This is a genomic window from Staphylococcus sp. HMSC069E10 (assembly GCF_001809205.1).
GTDB lineage: Bacteria > Bacillota > Bacilli > Staphylococcales > Staphylococcaceae > Staphylococcus > Staphylococcus hominis.
The window spans coordinates 105,572-125,925 of sequence record NZ_KV796477.1; the positions used below are offsets into that span (position 1 = coordinate 105,572).

At 31.2% G+C, this 20,354-nt stretch carries 20 protein-coding genes and 1 other RNA gene; 19 read left to right on the forward strand and 2 right to left on the reverse strand.

Annotated features, from left to right (window positions below):
• Positions 1 to 162 precede the first annotated feature (162 nt).
• Together ssrS and HMPREF2561_RS04395 are read left to right on the forward strand one after the other, a co-directional pair.
• Positions 163 to 353: non-coding RNA, 6S RNA (gene ssrS, locus HMPREF2561_RS04390), on the forward strand.
• Positions 354 to 441: 88 nt separating this feature from the next.
• On the forward strand, positions 442 to 1,218 hold the full coding sequence (locus tag HMPREF2561_RS04395; RefSeq protein WP_049419712.1) for a tRNA threonylcarbamoyladenosine dehydratase: 777 nt from the start codon (positions 442 to 444) through the stop codon (positions 1,216 to 1,218).
• A gap of 55 nt (positions 1,219 to 1,273) precedes the next feature.
• Here the strand turns inward: HMPREF2561_RS04395 and HMPREF2561_RS04400 are convergent, their stop codons facing one another.
• The gene (locus HMPREF2561_RS04400; protein ID WP_017176171.1) at positions 1,274 to 2,542 is read right to left on the reverse strand and encodes a replication-associated recombination protein A; all 1,269 of its coding nucleotides are present in this window, start codon (positions 2,540 to 2,542) and stop codon (positions 1,274 to 1,276) included.
• 82 nt (positions 2,543 to 2,624) lie between these two features.
• Here HMPREF2561_RS04400 and cymR point away from each other — a divergent pair, with 82 nt between their 5' ends.
• Complete coding sequence (gene cymR / locus HMPREF2561_RS04405; RefSeq protein ID WP_002448977.1) at positions 2,625 to 3,047, forward strand: cysteine metabolism transcriptional regulator CymR; 423 nt, start codon at positions 2,625 to 2,627, stop codon at positions 3,045 to 3,047.
• 109 nt (positions 3,048 to 3,156) lie between these two features.
• Positions 3,157 to 3,300, forward strand: coding sequence for an SAS049 family protein (locus tag HMPREF2561_RS10735; RefSeq protein ID WP_017176172.1), 144 nt, complete (start codon positions 3,157 to 3,159; stop codon positions 3,298 to 3,300).
• A 98-nt stretch (positions 3,301 to 3,398) separates the two neighbouring features.
• On the opposite strand, the gene HMPREF2561_RS04410 is transcribed toward HMPREF2561_RS10735, so the two are convergent.
• The gene (locus tag HMPREF2561_RS04410; RefSeq protein ID WP_019835424.1) at positions 3,399 to 4,403 is read right to left on the reverse strand and encodes an LLM class flavin-dependent oxidoreductase; all 1,005 of its coding nucleotides are present in this window, start codon (positions 4,401 to 4,403) and stop codon (positions 3,399 to 3,401) included.
• Between the two features lie 199 nt (positions 4,404 to 4,602).
• Here HMPREF2561_RS04410 and HMPREF2561_RS04415 point away from each other — a divergent pair, with 199 nt between their 5' ends.
• The 15 genes from HMPREF2561_RS04415 (at position 4,603) to HMPREF2561_RS04485 (ending at position 20,354) form a co-directional block, all read left to right on the forward strand.
• A complete protein-coding gene (locus tag HMPREF2561_RS04415) occupies positions 4,603 to 5,742 on the forward strand; it encodes a cysteine desulfurase family protein (RefSeq protein WP_017176174.1) in 1,140 nt (379 codons plus the stop codon).
• A 3-nt stretch (positions 5,743 to 5,745) separates the two neighbouring features.
• Entirely contained in the window at positions 5,746 to 6,858 is a 1,113-nt protein-coding gene (gene mnmA / locus HMPREF2561_RS04420) for a tRNA 2-thiouridine(34) synthase MnmA (protein ID WP_054105783.1), read from the forward strand.
• 86 nt (positions 6,859 to 6,944) lie between these two features.
• Positions 6,945 to 7,616 (forward strand): tetratricopeptide repeat protein, encoded by a 672-nt coding sequence (locus tag HMPREF2561_RS04425; RefSeq protein WP_017176176.1) that lies wholly within the window; start codon positions 6,945 to 6,947, stop codon positions 7,614 to 7,616.
• A gap of 1 nt (position 7,617) precedes the next feature.
• A complete protein-coding gene (locus tag HMPREF2561_RS04430) occupies positions 7,618 to 10,041 on the forward strand; it encodes an SF1B family DNA helicase RecD2 (protein ID WP_070468404.1) in 2,424 nt (807 codons plus the stop codon).
• A gap of 279 nt (positions 10,042 to 10,320) precedes the next feature.
• Positions 10,321 to 12,951, forward strand: coding sequence for an alanine--tRNA ligase (gene alaS / locus HMPREF2561_RS04435; RefSeq protein ID WP_070468407.1), 2,631 nt, complete (start codon positions 10,321 to 10,323; stop codon positions 12,949 to 12,951).
• A 64-nt stretch (positions 12,952 to 13,015) separates the two neighbouring features.
• On the forward strand, positions 13,016 to 13,276 hold the full coding sequence (locus tag HMPREF2561_RS04440; RefSeq protein ID WP_002448947.1) for an IreB family regulatory phosphoprotein: 261 nt from the start codon (positions 13,016 to 13,018) through the stop codon (positions 13,274 to 13,276).
• The gene (ruvX, locus tag HMPREF2561_RS04445; RefSeq protein ID WP_017176179.1) at positions 13,277 to 13,705 is read left to right on the forward strand and encodes a Holliday junction resolvase RuvX; all 429 of its coding nucleotides are present in this window, start codon (positions 13,277 to 13,279) and stop codon (positions 13,703 to 13,705) included.
• 14 nt (positions 13,706 to 13,719) lie between these two features.
• On the forward strand, positions 13,720 to 14,034 hold the full coding sequence (locus HMPREF2561_RS04450) for a DUF1292 domain-containing protein (protein ID WP_017176180.1): 315 nt from the start codon (positions 13,720 to 13,722) through the stop codon (positions 14,032 to 14,034).
• A 260-nt stretch (positions 14,035 to 14,294) separates the two neighbouring features.
• Positions 14,295 to 14,930 (forward strand): O-methyltransferase, encoded by a 636-nt coding sequence (locus HMPREF2561_RS04455; RefSeq protein ID WP_017176181.1) that lies wholly within the window; start codon positions 14,295 to 14,297, stop codon positions 14,928 to 14,930.
• Positions 14,931 to 14,932: 2 nt separating this feature from the next.
• Complete coding sequence (locus tag HMPREF2561_RS04460) at positions 14,933 to 15,856, forward strand: peptidase U32 family protein (RefSeq protein ID WP_017176182.1); 924 nt, start codon at positions 14,933 to 14,935, stop codon at positions 15,854 to 15,856.
• Positions 15,857 to 15,869: 13 nt separating this feature from the next.
• Complete coding sequence (locus tag HMPREF2561_RS04465; protein ID WP_017176183.1) at positions 15,870 to 17,138, forward strand: peptidase U32 family protein; 1,269 nt, start codon at positions 15,870 to 15,872, stop codon at positions 17,136 to 17,138.
• Positions 17,138 to 17,761 (forward strand): uridine kinase, encoded by a 624-nt coding sequence (gene udk, locus HMPREF2561_RS04470; RefSeq protein WP_017176184.1) that lies wholly within the window; start codon positions 17,138 to 17,140, stop codon positions 17,759 to 17,761. Before HMPREF2561_RS04465 ends, udk begins: the two co-directional genes overlap by 1 nt.
• A 57-nt stretch (positions 17,762 to 17,818) precedes the next feature.
• Positions 17,819 to 18,295, forward strand: coding sequence for a transcription elongation factor GreA (greA, locus tag HMPREF2561_RS04475; protein WP_017176185.1), 477 nt, complete (start codon positions 17,819 to 17,821; stop codon positions 18,293 to 18,295).
• Positions 18,296 to 18,631: 336 nt separating this feature from the next.
• On the forward strand, positions 18,632 to 19,360 hold the full coding sequence (gene pxpB, locus HMPREF2561_RS04480; protein ID WP_048680284.1) for a 5-oxoprolinase subunit PxpB: 729 nt from the start codon (positions 18,632 to 18,634) through the stop codon (positions 19,358 to 19,360).
• Entirely contained in the window at positions 19,350 to 20,354 is a 1,005-nt protein-coding gene (locus tag HMPREF2561_RS04485; RefSeq protein WP_070468409.1) for a 5-oxoprolinase subunit C family protein, read from the forward strand. The genes pxpB and HMPREF2561_RS04485 overlap by 11 nt, the downstream gene beginning before the upstream one ends.

Consider the following 20,354-nt stretch of genomic DNA (forward strand, 5'->3'; position numbering starts at 1 on the left):
AGTTTCTGTTCCAATTTTTATATACACTAACTTAAATTTTAAATAACAATAATTATATTATGTAAACTTATATATTTAAAAATATTTTAAAAATAAACATTCTCATACAATATTTAAGGATTTATTTAATAAGCTCTTTATGATAAAATATGTCTATAAGATAGTCATCTGTGTTGTTCGTATGTTTGCTTTTTATTTGGGCCTAACACTTTTTGATCAGGGAGCCCAATAGGTTTTCTTGCAGCGCACACGCCTCATTTGGAGGACTTGCAAAACAAGAAACAGGGCACCCACCTGTATATAGCAGGCCGAATGATCAAGCTTTTTATAACTACGGCAACTACGGACTCTATCGGTACGTAAGGCTTTAGGCCTTACGTATTTTTTTTTGCTTTTTTCTGTTAATATAGTATTTATATTTGCTAAGTAAAGGAGTTAATTATGAAACATCAATTTTCTAGAAATGAATTAGCCTATGGACATGAAGGACTAGATTTACTAAAAGACAAGACAGTAGCGGTCTTAGGGGTAGGTGGAGTTGGTTCATTTGCTGCTGAAGCTTTAGCAAGAACTAACATTGGTCACATTATTCTTATTGATAAAGATGACGTAGATATCACTAATGTAAACCGTCAAATTCATGCATTAACTACTACCATAGGTCAAAGTAAAGTAACATTAATGGAAGAACGAATTAAACTCATCAATCCAAATTGTAAAGTTACATCTCTTCACATGTTTTATACTGAAGAGACATATGAAGATATTTTTAATAATTACAATATTGATTATTTTATCGATGCAAGTGACACGATTATATACAAAGTTCATTTAATGAAAGAATGTTTAGATAGAGGAATCAAGTTGATTTCAAGTATGGGCGCTGCGAATAAAATAGATCCAACACGTTTCAAAATTGCTGATATTTCAAAAACATATATGGATCCAATGGCAAAAATTATTCGTAACAAGTTGAAAAAACTTGGAATAAAAAAAGGTGTTCCTGTTGTTTTTTCAGATGAGAGTCCAATAGTTATTCGTGAAGATGTTAAGAAAACTGTTGGAGATGCAAATGCAATAAATCGAAAAGGTCAAATGCCTCCATCATCGAATGCATTTGTACCAAGCACAGTAGGTTTAATTTGTGCAAGTTATGTCGTAAATGATATTTTAAAAGATATTCCTTTACGTAGAATTAAAGATAAAGGTAATAACTAACAAAAAACCTATGGAAGAGATGAATGAAGTATTATCATCTTTTCCATAGGTTTTATTAGTTTTTATGATTTAAATTATCATACACTATTTTAAATTGTTGTTCACTTTTAGAAGTTGTTTTTGGTTCATAATATATTTTATTTTTTAAAGCGTCAGGTAAATATTGCTGTTTAATATAACCATTCTCATAATCATGAGGATATTTATAACCGATAGATCGGCCTAAGTCTTTTGCTCCTTGATAGTGACCATCACGTAGGTGATTAGGTATTTGACCAACTTTGCCTTTTCTGATATCACTTAATGCACTATCAATTGCTTTTATAGCTGAATTAGACTTAGGAGATAGTGATAATTCAATTACTGCTTGACTTAGAGGAATTCGTGCTTCAGGCAATCCGAGTCGTTCAGCTGATTGAATAGCTGCTAGTGTTCTTTGACCAGCACTTGGAGAAGCTAAGCCAATATCTTCATAACTAATGACGAGTAAACGTCGTACGATTGTTGGAAGATCACCTGCTTCGATTAGTCTCGCCAAATAATGTAAAGCAGCATTAACGTCACTTCCACGAATAGACTTTTGAAATGCACTCATGACATCATAATGCATGTCACCATCTTTATCACTGATAAAAGCACCTTTTTGTAAACAATCTTTAGCATCTTCTAAAGTAACATGACGTTGATTATTGGAAACTTTAGCACTTAATACTGCTAATTCCAAAGCATTTAAAGCGCTTCTTACATCACCATGACTTTGAGTAGAGAAATATTTTAGTGCATCTTCATCAATTTTTGGTTGATACGATTTTAAACCATTTTGATCATCATTTAATGCTCTAGTTAATGCTTGATATACATCCTTTTCATCAAGTGGATATAATTCAAAAATTTGTACACGTGAGCGAATCGCTGGATTAATTGCATGATAAGGGTTAGAAGTTGTAGCACCAATTAAAATGATTTTACCATTTTCTAAATGTGGTAATAAAAAATCCTGTTTTGCTTTATCTAAGCGGTGAATCTCATCTAATAATAAAATGACTTGTCCTGACATTTTAGCTTCTTCAACTATCATTTGCATATCTTTTTTTGTATTCGTTACTGCATTTAATTGTCTAAATTTATATTCAGTACTGCCAGCAATGGCTTTAGCAATACTAGTTTTTCCAATTCCAGGAGGTCCATAAAAAATCATAGAAGATAATTTTTTAGTTTCTACCATACGTCTTATAATGCCTCTTGGACCAACTAGATGTTGTTGTGAAATAATTTCATTTATATTTGTAGGCCTCATTCTTGAAGCTAAAGGTTCTGTATTCAATTTTTTCACACCTTTCTATTACTATATTAACTGAAAAATGATAGAATGGGACTATATTATTCGAATTAAGTGAGGTAAAACTATGAAAATATCAACGAAAGGGAGATATGGGTTAACTTTAATGATTTCCCTAGCAAAAAGAGAGGGGCAAGGGTGTGTATCATTAAAAACAATTGCTGAAGAAAATCATTTAAGTGATTTATATTTAGAACAACTCGTGGGTCCTTTAAGAAATGCTGGATTAATTCGAAGTATTCGTGGCGCTAAGGGTGGATATCAATTAAGAGTCCCATCTGAAGAAATTTCAGCTGGCGATATTATTCGCTTATTAGAAGGACCTATTACTATTGTAGAAAGTATAGATTCTGAACCACCAGCACAAAAAGAATTATGGTTGCGAATGAGAGATGCTGTTAGAGAAGTTTTAGATAATACAACATTAAAATATTTAGCTGATTTTGTAGAATCAGATAACGATTTAGATGGTTATATGTTTTACATTTAAAAATTTAAATTTATTATGTTTAAAACTTTTTTGTTGTGGTATTGGATTAATATAAGTAAAAATTATTTATTAAAAATTAAATGCTTAAATTCGAAAGGAGAATTTCAACATGGGATTCATGGATAAAGCAAAAGATGCAGCAGAGAAATTTAAAAATAGCGATAACGAACAAGTAAATAAAGTAAAAGATAAAATTAATGAATATACTGGCGGAAATAATGACAGTAAAGACGACAAAAAAGACAATAAATAATTAAAATTGTGAGTGGTGATTTTGATCATCACTCTTTTTTTATGAAAAATTTAAAACCTGTTGACAATTTATTTATATTCAACAGGTTTTAATCAATATTATTTATTTAATTTTTGAATGACTCGTTTAAAACGCTCATATGATTCAAATTGTCTATCTTGGTCATAAATATAGCTTACGACCATTATTTCATCAATATCACCATATTCCTCTAAAAATGCTTCTAATTTAGCTTTCACTGTTTCTTCAGAACCAATAAGAGAATCATCAAATCTTTGTTTTGCCATTTCATACTCTCTAGGTGTTAAAAGACCTTTTAAATCATCAGTTGGTGGTTGAACTGGTTGCATTCTTCCTCGAGCAATACTAATGAATACTTGTGCTAAAGAACTAGCTAAATATTCTGCTTCTTTATCAGTTTCTGTCACTATAGCATTTAAACATACAATCATATATGGTTTATCTAATGCTTCAGATGGTTCAAATAAGTCGTGATAAATTTCAATTGCTTCTTTCATTTGCTGTGGTGCAAAATGACCTGCAAAAACATAGGGTAGACCTTTTCTAGCTGCTAAATGTGCAGAGTCAGTTGATGATCCGAGTATATACAACGGTACATTTTTATCTACTGCAGGATAAGCCCTTACATAAGCTTGTTTATTTCCTGGACCAAAATAAGTTTGTAATTGTTCTACTTCTTCAGGGAAAGCATACACACCATTATGTTGATCTCGTCTCAATGCACTTGCTGTCATCATATCAGTACCAGGTGCTCTACCTAATCCTAAATCTACACGATTGGGATAAATGGTTTCTAAGGTACCAAATTGCTCAGCAACAACTAAAGGTGCATGGTTTGGAAGCATGATGCCACCTGAACCAACTTTAATATTATGAGTATGTTCAAGCGTATGTTGTATTAACAATGATGTAGCTGAGCTTACTAAATTAGGTGCATTATGATGTTCTGCAATCCAATAACGCTCATAATCTAATTCATCTAATTTCTGAGCTAAAGTCACCATATCATTAATTGCATCTTTATCAGTTTGACCTTCTCGTATAGGAACTAAATTTAATGCAGAAAATTTTATATCAGACATAGACTATTTCTCCTTTTTATCTTTATTATCTAATAGTTTAACAACTTAAAACGATTACAGTTATTAAATTGCTCATACTTAAAATAATTATTGAAAGAAAAATAGTTAATATATTAATTCATAAACAAGAAGGTAGAAAATTTTAGAATGAGGTGCTATTATAGGAACATTGATAATATTGTGAGGAGTGTACTTAATAATGGAAGTATATGCAGATTATGCTGCAACTACACCAGTCAAACCAGAAGTTATAGAAGCAATGATGGATATATATCAATCGCACTACGGCAATCCATCTTCTATTCATACAGTAGGTAGAGATGCTAGACGTTATTTAGATGAATCTAGAAGAAATGTAGCTCAATTACTAGGTGCTAAACCAAGCGAAGTCATTTTTACTAGTGGTGCTACAGAATCAAATAATACTGCTATTAAAGGTTTAGTCTATGCTAATGAGCATTTAGGTAATCATATTATTACTACAAAAATTGAACATCATTCTGTATTACACGTATTCGAGCAACTAGAAAAAGAAGGATATGAAGTCACATATTTAGATGTAGATGATACAGGTAAAGTTGATTTGGATCAATTGGAAGAAGCCTTAACAGATGATACTATCTTAGTATCTATTATGTTTGTCAATAATGAAGTGGGCACAGTAGAACCTATTTACGATATCGAAAACATTGTTTCTAATTCAAATGCTCTATTACATGTGGATGCAGTCCAAGCAATTAGCCATTTAGATATTAAATTTAGTGAGTTTAATATTGATACCATGAGTATTACTGCTCATAAATTTGGTGGACCTAAAGGTGTAGGTATTTTATTAGTAAAAAACAATACACCAATCGAGTATTCTCAATTAGGCGGGGAACAAGAAACTAAACGCCGTGCTGGAACGGAAAGTGTTCCACAAATAGTTGGAATGACAAAAGCTCTAGAAATAGCTACTAAAAATCGAGATCAAAATAATATTCATTTAATGCAATTAAAAGAACTATTTTTAGTAAGTTTGCAAGAACGTGCAATTCCATTTGAAGTCAATGGTTCAATGGTAGAAACGACTGGCCATATACTTAATTTATATTTTCCATTTATAGATGTAGAAACAATGTTAACTTTATTGGATTTAGCAAATATTTATGTTTCGTCTGGTTCTGCATGTACAGCTGGTTCAACAACTCCGTCACATGTACTTGCTGCTATGTATGAAGATGAAGATCGTGCAAAACATTCAGTTAGATTTAGTTTTAATGAACTCACAACCGAACAAGATATAAAATATATTGTTGCTGAAATTCATAAAATATATCATAAATTTAAGGAGGAATAGAACTTGTCAAATAAAGATATACGTGTTGTAGTTGGTATGTCTGGAGGTGTAGATAGTTCAGTCACAGCATATCTTTTAAAGGAACAAGGATATGATGTCATTGGTATCTTCATGAAAAACTGGGACGACACAGATGAAAATGGTGTATGTACAGCTACAGAAGATTATAATGATGTCATAGCTGTATGTAATCAAATTGGTATACCATATTATGCTGTGAATTTTGAAAAAGAATATTGGGATAAAGTATTCACATATTTCTTAGATGAATATAAAAAAGGTCGTACCCCTAACCCAGACGTCATGTGTAATAAAGAAATTAAATTTAAAGCATTTTTAGAACATGCATTAAAATTAGGAGCCGATTATGTGGCTACTGGTCATTATGCACGAATCCATCGACATGAAGATGGTCGCGTAGAAATGTTACGTGGGGTAGATGATAATAAGGATCAAACATACTTTTTAAATCAATTATCTCAAGAACAATTATCTAAAGTCATGTTTCCAATTGGAGACATAGAAAAAAAAGAAGTTCGTAAAATCGCTGAAGAACAAGACTTAGCAACAGCTAAGAAAAAAGATTCTACAGGTATTTGCTTTATTGGGGAACGTAATTTTAAATCATTCCTTTCTCAATATTTACCGGCACAATCTGGTGAAATGAGAACACTCAATGGTAAAAAAATGGGCATACACAGTGGTTTAATGTATTATACTATTGGCCAACGTCATGGACTAGGTATTGGTGGAGATGGAGATCCATGGTTTGTTGTTGGTAAAAATCTTGAAGATAATATTTTATATGTCGAGCAAGGCTTCCATCATGATGCATTATATAGTGATTATTTAATTGCTTCCGACGCATCATTTGTTAATCCAGTTGATTTAGAAAATGGATTTGAATGTACTGCTAAATTTAGATATCGTCAAAAAGACACTAAAGTATTTGTTCAAAAAGAAGATGAACAATCTATTCGAGTTACTTTCGACGAACCTGTTCGAGCTATTACACCAGGCCAAGCAGTGGTATTCTATAATGGAGAAGTTTGTTTAGGTGGCGCTACTATAGACGATGTATATAAAACAACAGGTCAACTTAGCTATGTTGTTTAATTTTTAGTAAACCGTTAACTCATTGTAAATGAGAATTAGCGGTTTCTTTTTAATTGCAAATTTATGTTAGAAATGGAGACATGGAAATGATTGAACAAGAAACAATATATCAGTGGATGAATAATGGTAATTATGAAGAAGCCATTAAAGCATTATTTAATAACATTGAAGAGAATCCTAACATTATTGAAAATTATATTAATGCTGGTATTATTTTAGCTGATGTTGGTGAGATTGAGAAAGCAGAAAGATTCTTCCAAAAAGCAATAACATTAGATGACAAAAATGGTGCTGTTTACTATAATTTAGCTAATCTATATTATGAACAATCTCGTTTTCAAGAAGCAATAAAACTTTATCAACGAGCTTTAAAGTATAATATGAATCCCATTGATACTAATTATATGATTGGTATGTCTTTTAGCCAACTAGATGCGCAAAGAGAAGCATTACCGTTTTTTATGACTGCTGCTGAATTAGATCAAACTTTGGACACAGAAGTTCAATTTCAATATGGTTTAACCTTATGTCATTTAGAAATGTTTCAAGAAGCCATTAAGCAATTAAACTATGTTTTATCTATTAATCCTAATCACGTAGATGCATTATATAATTTAGGTCTGGCAACGTATATGGAAACTGAGGATGCTGATGAAGCAATTCAGTATTTTGATAAAGCAATTCAAATTGATCCTAAACATTTATTAAGTCAGCATGCTAAACAAACATTTAAATCTCTAAAAAATGAGGAGGAATAATATGTCAAACCCTACACTATTTGATTACTCAATGGTTAAAGGAACAGTTGATACCATTCTATTTCAAAATAAAGATAACTTTTATACTGTTTTAAAAGTAGATTCCATTGAAACTAATGAATTATTTGATAATCTGCCTACAGTTGTAGGGTTTTTTCCTAATATTGTTGAAGGAGATGTCTATACGTTTAAAGGACAAATTGTTCAACATCCTCGTTATGGTAAACAACTTAAAGCTGAAACATTTGAAAAAGAACTGCCTCAAACTAAAGATGCCATAATAAGTTATTTATCTAGTGATTTATTTAAAGGTATTGGTAAAAAGACTGCTCAGAATATTGTAAATACATTAGGAGAAAATGCAATAAATGATATTTTAACTGATCCTTCTGTTCTCGAAAACGTTCCTAGTTTAGCAAAATCGAAACAAAAACAGATTGCAGAACAAATTAGTGCAAATCAAGAGTCAGAAAAAATAATGATTCGCTTACATGACTTAGGTTTTGGTCCAAAATTATCCATGGCGATTTATCAATTTTATCAATCAGAGACTTTAAAAATTCTAGAAAACAATCCATACCAATTAGTTTATGATGTAAAAGGTATTGGTTTTCAAAAAGCTGATACATTAGCTAGAAATAATGGTATTGCTTATAACGATTCAGAACGTTTAAAAGCTGGGTTATTATATACTCTTGAAGAAGAATGTATAAAACAGGGACATACTTATTTAGATGAAAATGCTGTATTAGAAATTACAGAAGATATGCTTTCAGATAAGCATTTAGATGAAACAATTGAACAAGAACAATTAAAACATGTGCTACAAACACTTTTTGAAGAAAAGAAAATTATTTTAGAGAATAGTCATGTTGCGATTCCAAGTTTATACTATTCAGAACTTAAAAGTGTTCAAAATTTGTATCGTATCAACACATACAAAAATCACTTTAAAATAATAGAGCAATCAGATTTACAGATACATATTGGTGAAATAGAAGATCAAAATAATGTTAATTATGCTAAATCACAACAAGAAGCACTTGAAACGGCGATGAATTCGAAAATAATGTTACTAACTGGAGGTCCAGGAACAGGTAAAACAACTGTTATTAAAGGGATTGTAGAATTGTATGCTGAAATTCATGGTCTATCTCTTAAGTATTCCGATTATCAAGAAGATGATTATCCAATCGTATTAGCCGCCCCAACTGGAAGGGCATCAAAACGTTTACAAGAATCAACTGGATTAGAAGCAATGACGATTCATCGATTAATAGGATGGAATCAAGATACTCAACCAGAAGATATTCTTGAAAATGAAATTAAAGCTAAGCTCATTATAATTGATGAAATGTCAATGGTTGATTCTTGGTTGTTCCATCAATTTTTAAGTGCCGTTCCACTAGATGCACAAATTATTCTAGTAGGCGATGAAGATCAATTGCCGTCTGTCGGTCCTGGCCAAGTATTTAAGGATTTAATTGAGTCTAAAGCATTTCCAAGAGTTAATTTAACTGAAGTTTATCGCCAACAAGATGGTTCTAGTATTATTGACTTAGCTCATCGCATGAAACATCATGAGTCAATAGATATTACAAAACGTTATCACGATAGAAGTTTTATTCATTGCAATGTAGAACAAATTCCAACCGTAGTGGAGAAAGTAGTATCTAGCGCTGTAAATAAAGGATATGATATGAGTGATATTCAAGTTTTAGCACCTATGTACAAAGGAAGTGCAGGGATAAAAAGACTTAATCAAGTATTACAAAATATTTTAAATCCTAAAGAAAAAGATACAAGAGAAATAGAGTTTGGCGATATAAAGTTTAGAAAAGGAGACAAAGTTTTACAACTAGTTAATCGACCAAATGACAATATTTTTAATGGTGATACTGGCGTCATAGTAGGTATATTTTGGGCTAAAGAAAATGCACTTAATAAAGATGTACTGATTGTCGATTTTGAAGGAAATGAAATTACATTTACTAGACAAGATTTATTAGAACTCACACATGCTTATTGTACCTCAATCCATAAATCACAAGGATCAGAATTCCCAATTGTTATTATGCCTATTGTCAAACAATATTTTAGAATGTTGCAAAGACCTATTTTATATACAGGTCTGACACGTGCAAAACAATCTTTAGTACTATTAGGAGATCCAAAAGCATTTGACATTGCCTTAAATACTCAAGGTCAAGAAAGACATACACAATTAAAAACACTAATTATAAATTATTTTGGTATGAGTCATGTTAATATAGACGTAGAAGAGAATGATGAACCGATAAATATAGATGATACAGAGGATAATAATGCAGATGAACATATTACTTTAAGTGAAGAAACAATTTATCAAATTAATCCAATGATTAATATGGGAAATGTTTCACCTTACGACTTTGTTGAACATTGACAATTTAAATAAAAATACTTAAAATAAATTTGAATTCGCATAAAGATGAGTAAACTTTTTAACTTAAGTAGAGATGTACTGGTTGGTGAAAAGTACAAGTTAATCTGTTGAACGCTACTTTGTGTTAACGTTAATATGATAATTAAGTGATGAGAAATTAAATATATTTGAAAAATATTTATTTCTTGTAACTAGGGTGGTACCGCGAAAACGTTCGTCCCTTTGTTGGATGAACGTTTTTTTATTTATAAATGTATTAATTATATTAGGAGTGAAAAAATGAAAAAACTTAAAGCAAGTGATATACGTCAAAAATATATTGATTTCTTTGTTGAAAAAGGTCATATGGTAGAACCATCTGCACCACTTGTGCCTATTGACGATGATTCGTTACTTTGGATAAACTCTGGTGTTGCAACTTTAAAAAAATACTTTGATGGACGAGAAACACCTAAAAAGCCTAGAATAGTGAACTCTCAAAAAGCAATCAGAACAAATGATATTGAAAACGTAGGTTTTACTGCGCGTCATCATACTTTCTTTGAAATGCTTGGAAACTTCTCAATTGGTGACTATTTTAAAAAAGAAGCAATTGAATTTGCTTGGGAATTTTTAACTAGTGACAAATGGATGGGGATGGAACCAGAGAAGCTATATGTAACGATTCATCCAGAAGATGTTGAAGCCTATCGTTTATGGCATGAAGATATTGGTTTAGAAGAAAGTCGTATTATTAGAATTGAAGGGAATTTCTGGGATATTGGAGAAGGACCATCAGGACCTAATACCGAAATTTTCTATGATCGTGGTGAAGCATATGGTCAAAATGATCCAGCAGAAGAAATGTATCCTGGCGGTGAAAATGAGAGATATTTAGAAGTATGGAACTTAGTATTTAGTGAATATAACCATAATAAGGATCATACTTATACACCACTTCCAAATAAAAATATTGATACCGGCATGGGATTAGAACGTATGACGTCTATTTCCCAAAATGTTCGTACCAATTATGAAACAGATTTATTTATGCCAATTATTGAAGAAGTAGAGCATATATCAGGAAAAAAACATCTTGAAAATAACGAACAAGATGTAGCATTTAAAGTCATCGCCGATCATATCAGAACAATCTCATTCGCAATCTCTGATGGTGCTTTACCTGCAAATGAAGGGCGCGGTTATGTTTTACGTCGTCTCTTACGTCGTGCTGTACGTTTTAGTCAAACGCTTGGCATTAATGAGCCATTTATGTATAAATTGGTTGATATCGTTGCTGACATTATGGAGCCATATTATCCAAATGTAAAAGAAAAATCGGATTTTATTAAACGTGTTATTAAATCTGAAGAAGAACGTTTCCATGAAACACTTCAAGAGGGTGTATCTATATTAAATCAACTCATTACGCAAGCAAAAGAATCTACACATCAGATTAATGGTTCAGATGCGTTTAAATTATATGATACGTATGGATTCCCAATTGAGTTAACTGAAGAACTAGCAAGTCAAGAAGGTATTACAGTCGACATGGCAACATTTGAAACTGAAATGGAACAACAACGTACTAGAGCGAGAGAAGCTAGACAAAGTTCACAATCTATGCAAGTTCAAAGTGATGTTTTAAAAAATATTAATACTGAAAGTCAATTTGTTGGATATGAAACAACAGAATATCAAACAATTTTAACAGATTTAATTTATAATGGTAAAACTGTTACATCTGCTGAGGCTGGAGAAACAGTTTACTTTATCTTAAAAGAAACACCATTTTATGCAGTAAGTGGTGGACAAGTTGCAGATAAAGGAACAGTAGGAAATGATCATTTCGAAATAGCCGTTCAAGAAGTTACAAAGGCACCAAATGGACAAAATTTACATCAAGGTACAGTTCAATTTGGACAAGTAAGTGTAAATAGTCATGTAGATGCAACTGTAAATAAAGAAGAACGTAAAGATATACAAAAAAATCATAGTGCCACTCACTTACTACATGCTGCATTAAAAGAGATTTTAGGTGAACATGTTAACCAAGCAGGTTCACTCGTTGAAAGTGAACGATTAAGATTTGACTTTTCTCACTTTGGTCCAATGACAGAAGAAGAGATTGATCAAGTTGAAAGAAGAGTAAATGAAGAAATTTGGAAAGGAATTTCAGTTCATATTCAAGAAATGCCTATTCAAGAAGCTAAAGAAATGGGTGCTATGGCTCTATTTGGTGAAAAATATGGTGATATTGTAAGAGTAGTCAATATGGCTCCATTTTCAATTGAATTATGTGGTGGTATTCATGTAGATAATACTGCTGAAATAGGGTTGTTTAAAATTGTAAGCGAATCAGGTACAGGCGCAGGTGTTAGACGTATTGAGGCACTTACCGGTAAAGCTGCATTCTTATATTTTGAAGATATTCAGAATAAATTTAATTCTGTCAAAGAACAACTTAAAGTAAAATCAGATAAACAAGTTTATGATAAAGTTGTTCAAATTCAAGAAAATGAAAAACAATTGAATAAGCAATTAGAGCAACGTAATAAGGAAATTACTTCACTTAAAATGGGTAATATAGAGGATCAAGTAGAAATGATTAATGGATTTAAAGTATTAGCTACAGAGGTAGAAGTATCTAATCCAAAAGAAATCCGTCAAACAATGGATGATTTTAAATCAAAACAACAAGATACAATTATTATTTTAGCAAGTCATGTTGGTGAAAAAGTTTCGTTAATTGCCGCTGTACCTAAAGAGCTTACAAGTCAGGTTAAAGCCGGAGATATCATTAAAAACATGGCTCCAATTGTAGGAGGAAAAGGTGGCGGTCGTCCAGATATGGCACAAGGTGGCGGCACACAACCTGAAAACATCTCAGAATCATTACGCTTTATTAAAGATTATATTAAAAACCTATAACTTTTTAATCAACTGGTGTAAAATTAATATGTAAGTTAATACATGTCAGAGGAGTGTCGCATCTATGGAAAATATTGATAAAACTATGAAATTCGATTATGATGAAATTCCAAAAGAAAATGTCCAAACAGTTTTAAAAAACGTACATCAAACTCTAGAAGAACGAGGCTACAATGCTGTAAATCAAATTGTTGGTTATTTACTTTCAGGAGACCCTGCATACATTCCACGTCAAAATGATGCACGTAATCAAATACGACATATTGATAGAGATGTAATTATGGAAGAACTCGTTTCAAACTACTTAAAAGAGAATAATAAATAAATGTTAAGTCATAAAATTTTAGGATTAGATGTAGGTAGTAGAACTGTAGGTATCGCAATTAGTGATTTGATGGGCTGGACTGCTCAAGGACTAGACACTCTAAGAATAAATGAAGAAAATGAAGAATTTGGTATTGATAGACTGGTTTCAATCATAAAAGACAATAATGTTGGTTCAGTAGTCATAGGATTACCGAAAAACATGAATAATTCTATTGGTTTTCGTGGAGAAGCATCTCTTAAATACAAAGAATTGCTTCAAGAGGCTTTACCAAATATTGAAATTATTATGTGGGATGAACGTTTAAGTACCATGGCTGCTGAGCGCTCATTATTAGAAGCTGATGTCTCAAGACAAAAAAGAAAAAAAGTAATTGATAAAATGGCAGCAGTTTTCATACTGCAAGGCTATTTAGATTCAATTCAATAAAGGAGAATATCATTATGACTGAACATAATCACAATCATAATACAGAATTAAATATTAGTAATGAAGAAGAATTATTAACTTTATTCGATGAAAATGGAAATGAAGTTTTATATCGAAAAATGCTAGAATTTTATCATCCAGAATTTAAAAAAGAGTATGTTATTTTAGCTGAAGAAGGTGCTCAATCTGATGATGATGACATGATTGAGCTCATTCCAATGATTAATGAACCAGATGAATCTGGTGATGGTGGTAAACTTGTTCCTATCGAAACAGATGAAGAATGGGATATGATTGAAGAAGTTGTAAATACAAATATGGAAGAATAAACAGTCTTTTGTTAATAATAAATCTCTAATCAATGTACTTTGGTTAGAGATTTTTAATATTTCAGACTTAAATTTAATTTAGAATTATGATAAAATATTTAAAGTTAAATTACTATAAGCATAAATTTTTAAATATACAGTCAGTTACTATATTTATACATTAAAATATAAAGTAAGTTTATTATTTTATTTTAAATAATGTAATATTAGTTGACTGATTTATTTTTATGCCTATTGATATTAAAAGGGAAGTTATAGAAGTGGAATCAAATCAATCCTATTTATTAAATCTTCATGAACAGTTAGATAATAATATTGAAGAGCTAAGATTTTATGCAGAAGAACATGCTGTTCCTATAGTAGATAAATTAACTTTAGACATGATAAAACAATTAATTAGAATTCATCATTCGAAAAATATTTTGGAAATTGGAACTGCTATTGGATATAGTTCGATGCAATTTGCTTCTGTTTCACCAGATATTTCTATTACTACTATTGAACGTAATGAGAATATGATAAAACAAGCAAAACTTAATTTTAAAAAATTTGAATACGAAAATCAAATTCGCCTTATAGAGGGCGATGCGCTATCACAGTACGATAAAGTGAGCAATCATTTATATGATATGATATTTATCGATGCAGCTAAAGCGCAATCTCAAAAATTTTTTGAATACTATACACCGTTATTAAAAAAAGGTGGCTTAGTTATTACTGATAACGTTTTGTATCATGGATTTGTATCTGATATAGATATTGTACGATCAAGAAACGTTAAGCAAATGGTAAAAAAGGTACAAAAATATAATACTTGGCTTATGAAACAAAAGAACTATAAAACAAATTTTTTAAATATGGATGATGGTTTAGCCATATCTATTAAAGGAGAATGAATATGACTGAATTACTTGTCACTCCAAAATCTTTAAATCATATGAAAACATTGATAGAACTCGGTGCTGATGCATTTGTGATTGGAGAACAAAAATTTGGATTGCGATTACCTGGAGAATTTAATCGTGAAGATGTTAGAAAAGCAGTTAATTTAGCACACGAACATGATAAAAAAGTATATGTGGCAGTTAATGGTATTTTTCATAATTATCATTTAAATGCCCTAGAAAACTATATTGAATTTTTACATGAAATAAGAGTGGATAGAATAATTTTTGGTGATCCTGCTGTCGTGATGTATGTTAAAAAACAAGATAATCCGATACCATTAAATTGGGATGCAGAAACAATTGTTACGAATTATTTCCAATGTAATTATTGGGGTGGAAAAGGCGCTAAAAGAGCTGTATTAGCACGTGAATTAAATCTAGATGAAATTTTAAATATCAAAAAACATGCAAATGTTGAAATTGAAGTTCAGGTTCACGGTATGACTTGTATGTTCCAATCTAAACGTATGTTATTGGGTAATTATTACACTTTTCAAGATAGACAAATGAAAATCCAACGTAGTGAAAATGATCAAGATTTATTATTGTACGATGAAGAAAGAGAAAATAAATATCCTGTTTTTGAAGATTACAATGGTACTCATATTATGTCTCCTAATGATATCTGTTTAATTGAAGAATTAGAGCCATTCTTTGAAGCAAATATCGATTCATTTAAAATTGATGGTATCTTACAAAGTGAAGCATACATTAATACTGTTACAGCACAATATAGAGAAGCCATTGACTTATATCATGAAGATCCAGAAGCTTATGAAGATGAAAAATTTATGTTAATTGATCCAATAGAAGAAATTCAACCTGAACATCGTCCGTTTGATGAAGGGTTCTTATATAAACAAACAGTATATTAAGGGAGGCGCCAGTATGAAGACATTAAATGAAATTGAAGTAAATGCTAAAAGAAAAATAAAAAAACCTGAATTATTAGCGCCTGCTGGAAACTTAGAGAAGTTAAAGATTGCGGTTCACTATGGTGCTGATGCAGTATTTTTAGGTGGACAAGAATACGGGTTACGTTCTAACGCTGATAACTTTACAATGGAAGAAATTAAAGAAGGCGTTGAATTTGCAAACCGTTATGGTGCAAAAATTTATGTTACGACTAATATTATCGCTCATGATGAAAATATAGACGGTTTAGAAGATTATTTACGTCAATTAGAAGCTACAGGTGCAACAGGAATTATTGTAGCTGATCCACTTATTATTGAAACATGTAAGAAAGTAGCTCCTAAATTAGAAATTCATCTTTCAACACAACAGTCTCTTTCTAATTACAAAGCTGTGGAATACTGGAAAGAAGAAGGACTTGATCGAGTAGTATTAGCTCGTGAAACAGGCGCTATGGAAATGAAAGAGATGAAAGACAATGTTGATATCGAAATAGAAGCTTTTATTCACGGTGCAATGTGCATTGCCTATTCAGGTAGATGTACTTTAAGTAATCACATGACAGCACGAGACTCTAACAGAGGTGGTTGTTGCCAAAGTTGTCGTTGGGATTATGATTTACTAGCTGTTGATGAAGAGGGAGAATTAGATTTATTTTATCAAGATGGCGACGTTGTGCCTTTTGCTATGAGTCCAAAAGATTTAAAATTAATTGAGTCTATTCCTCAAATGATGGATATTGGTATAGATTCTTTAAAAATTGAAGGACGAATGAAATCTATTCATTATATTGCTACGGTAGTATCAGTTTATCGTAAGGTTATTGATGCATATGCAGAAGATCCAGATAATTTTAAAATTAAACCAGAGTGGTTAATTGAATTAGACAAATGTGCTAATCGAGATACAGCACCTGCTTTCTTTGAAGGAACGCCTGGGTATGAAGAGCAAATGTTTGGTGTTCAACAAAATAAAAAGTCACCATATGATTTTTGTGGATTAGTTTTAGATTATGACGAAGCAACTCATATTGCTACAATACAACAAAGAAATCACTTTAAACCAGGCCAAGAAATTGAATTTTTTGGACCTGAAATTGAATCATTTAAACAGGTTATTGATGTCATTTATGATGAAGAAGGAAACCACCTTGATGCAGCACGTCATCCTCTTCAAATTGTTCAAATTAAAGTGGATCATCCTATTTATCCTAATAATATGATGAGAAAGGAAATTGGCTAATGACACAGACAACAATCATCGGAATCGCTGGCGGTTCAGGATCAGGAAAGACAACTGTTACAAATGAAATAATGAAAAACTTAGAAGGCCATAGTGTTGCTTTACTTGCTCAAGATTATTATTATAAAGATCAATCGCACTTAACATTTGAAGAACGTCTTGAAACTAACTATGATCATCCTTTTGCATTTGATAATGATTTACTGATTAGTAATTTAAAGGATTTACGTAATGGTCAAGCGGTGGAAGTTCCAACATATGATTATAAAAATCATACTAGAAGTGATGAAACAATTGCATTTGAACCTAAAGATGTTATTATCGTAGAGGGTATATTTGCTTTGGAAAATAAAACATTACGTGATATGATGGATGTTAAAATATACGTTGATACTGATGCTGATTTACGTATTTTAAGAAGACTTGTACGTGATACAAAAGAGCGAGGGCGCTCAATGGAATCAGTTATTAACCAATATTTAAATGTTGTCAGACCTATGCATAATCAATTTATAGAACCAACAAAAAAATATGCTGATATTATTATTCCAGAAGGTGGAAGTAATAAGGTAGCAATTGATATAATGACAACAAAAATACAAACGCTTGTTGGTAAGCATTAACGAATAATATGTATTTTTTCAGAATTAAATTAACTTGTTGAAAAGGAAGATGAACTTATGGAAAATCAAAAACAATATCCAATGACACAGGAAGGTTATGAAAAATTAGAACAAGAATTAGAAGAACTTAAAACAGTTAAACGTCCTGAAGTAGTAGAAAAAATCAAAGTTGCTAGATCTTTTGGTGACTTATCTGAGAACTCAGAATACGATGCTGCTAAAGATGAACAAGGTTTTATTGAGCAAGATATTCAACGTATTGAACACATGCTTAGATATGCTTTGATTATTGAAGACAACGGTGATAACAATGTTATTCAAATTGGTAAAACTGTTACGTTTGTCGAATTACCTGGCGATGAAGAAGAAAGCTATCAAATTGTTGGATCTGCAGAAGCAGATGCGTTTAAAGGAAAAATTTCGAATGAATCTCCAATGGCGAAAGCACTTATTGGTAAAAGTTTAAATGATGAAGTTCGTGTTCCACTTCCAAATGGTGGAGAAATGAAAGTTAAAATCGTTGATATTAAGTAACAAAAAATCCAAAAATCATTTTGATTTTTGGATTTTTTTATAGTTAAATATTTATAATTATTTAACTATTAATTAGATATAAGCAAGTACATTCATTTAATTTTTAGAACTTTCACATGACAAAAATATAAATATATGCTTAAATAACAATGTAGACAAATTATATAAATATCTTGTACTGAAAGGGGGTAAGCGATTACATCGATGCATTACTCGCCTTCTTTTATTATTGTCTATTTGAAATACATATGAAACTACTATGAATACGTGGATATTTTATATTACTAATATATAGAATGAAATACGTTATTTATAATTGAAGGAGGACCATCATCTTTGGAAATAAAGATTATTAATGAACAATCAATTGCACTTTATTTTAAAGAAGAAATATCTGAAAGTAATTACAGAGATGTTGAATCCGTTACTAAACATATACACGCTAAAAGAATAGATGGTATCAAAGATGTGATACCGTCATATAGGGCAATTATGATAAGCTTTGATAATAAAAAGCTTAATTTTAATCAATTAATAGATATATTAGATTTAAAGCAGTTAAATGGTGAACATGCTAAAGATATTTCAGATAAAACGATCATACATATTCCAGTATTATATAATTCAGAAGTCGGACCTGATTTATCATATGTAGCTAAACATAACAAACTAACTACTGATGAAGTCATTGAAATCCATACTCAAAATGAATATCTCGTTTACATGTTAGGTTTTATGCCTGGCTTTCCATTTTTAGGCGGATTAGATTCTCGTTTACATACTCCACGTCGAGATGAACCTAGAGTCAACATTGACGCAGGGTCAGTAGGAATAGCAAATAATCAAACTGGTTTATATCCTTCTGATTCACCAGGTGGTTGGCAAATTATTGGAAGAACACCATTAAAAGTATTTGATATCAATGACAATGAAATGTCTTTATATCAAGCGGGGGATTATATCAAGTTTTATTCTATTGATGAAAATACATTTAACGACATCCAAAGTGAAATAGCAGAAAATCGATTTAATAAAGAAAAGTGGGTGTTAAATCATGTCGATTAGTATTATTCAACCTGGTATGTTCACAACTGTTCAAGATGAAGGAAGATTTGGTTTTCAACACCTTGGTTTTTCAAGTGCTGGAGCTATGGATTTATATAGTTATTTAATTGGTAAGTCTTTAATTGGTAATAATGGACCCAGCCTTGAATACACTATTATCGGTCCAACACTTCAATTCAATAAAGATAATACATTTATTTTGACAGGAGCACATGTAAACGCAAAATTAAATGAAGAGACAGTTGATATTAATACTGTGATTTATGCATGTAAAGGCGATATTTTGAAAGTTGGAGCAGTGACTGCAGGCGCCCGTGGTTATATTTTCTTTGGCCATCCTTTAGATATTCAACCAATAGCAGAAAGTTACTCGACACATACTAGAAGTAAAATTGGCGGTTACAAAGGAAGACCATTATCAAAAGGAGATTTGATATGCTTAAAAGAAAATCCATCTTTCAAACAAAACTTGGGCAAAACAACAGTTTATAATGCTATTCCCGAAGATAATATAATACATATTATTACTGGCCCACAAATCGAAGCATTTTCAAAGGAAAGTATAAATAAACTCGTTAATATGGAGTATAAAGTTTCTGAAAAATCTGATAGAATGGGATATCGTCTTAATGGTGAGTGTATTCCTCCTAAAACTGGAGCAGATATTATTTCAGAACCTGTTGCTTTAGGAAGCATTCAAGTCCCAAATGATGGTAATCCTATTATCTTATTAAATGATAAACAAACTATAGGTGGCTATACGAAAATTGCTACAGTCACTCAACTGGATTTAAATAAAATTGCTCAATTTAAGCCGGGAGATTTAATTCGATTTAAGTGGTCAACGATTGAAGAGGCTACAAAGGCTCAGAAACAATATCTAAATCACTTTAATCATTTAAAAACTGAAATTAACACATCACCAACCTTTAATATGAGCGAAATGAGACCGACAGCAAAGAAATTGACTACAATCATTACAGAGGAGAGATAG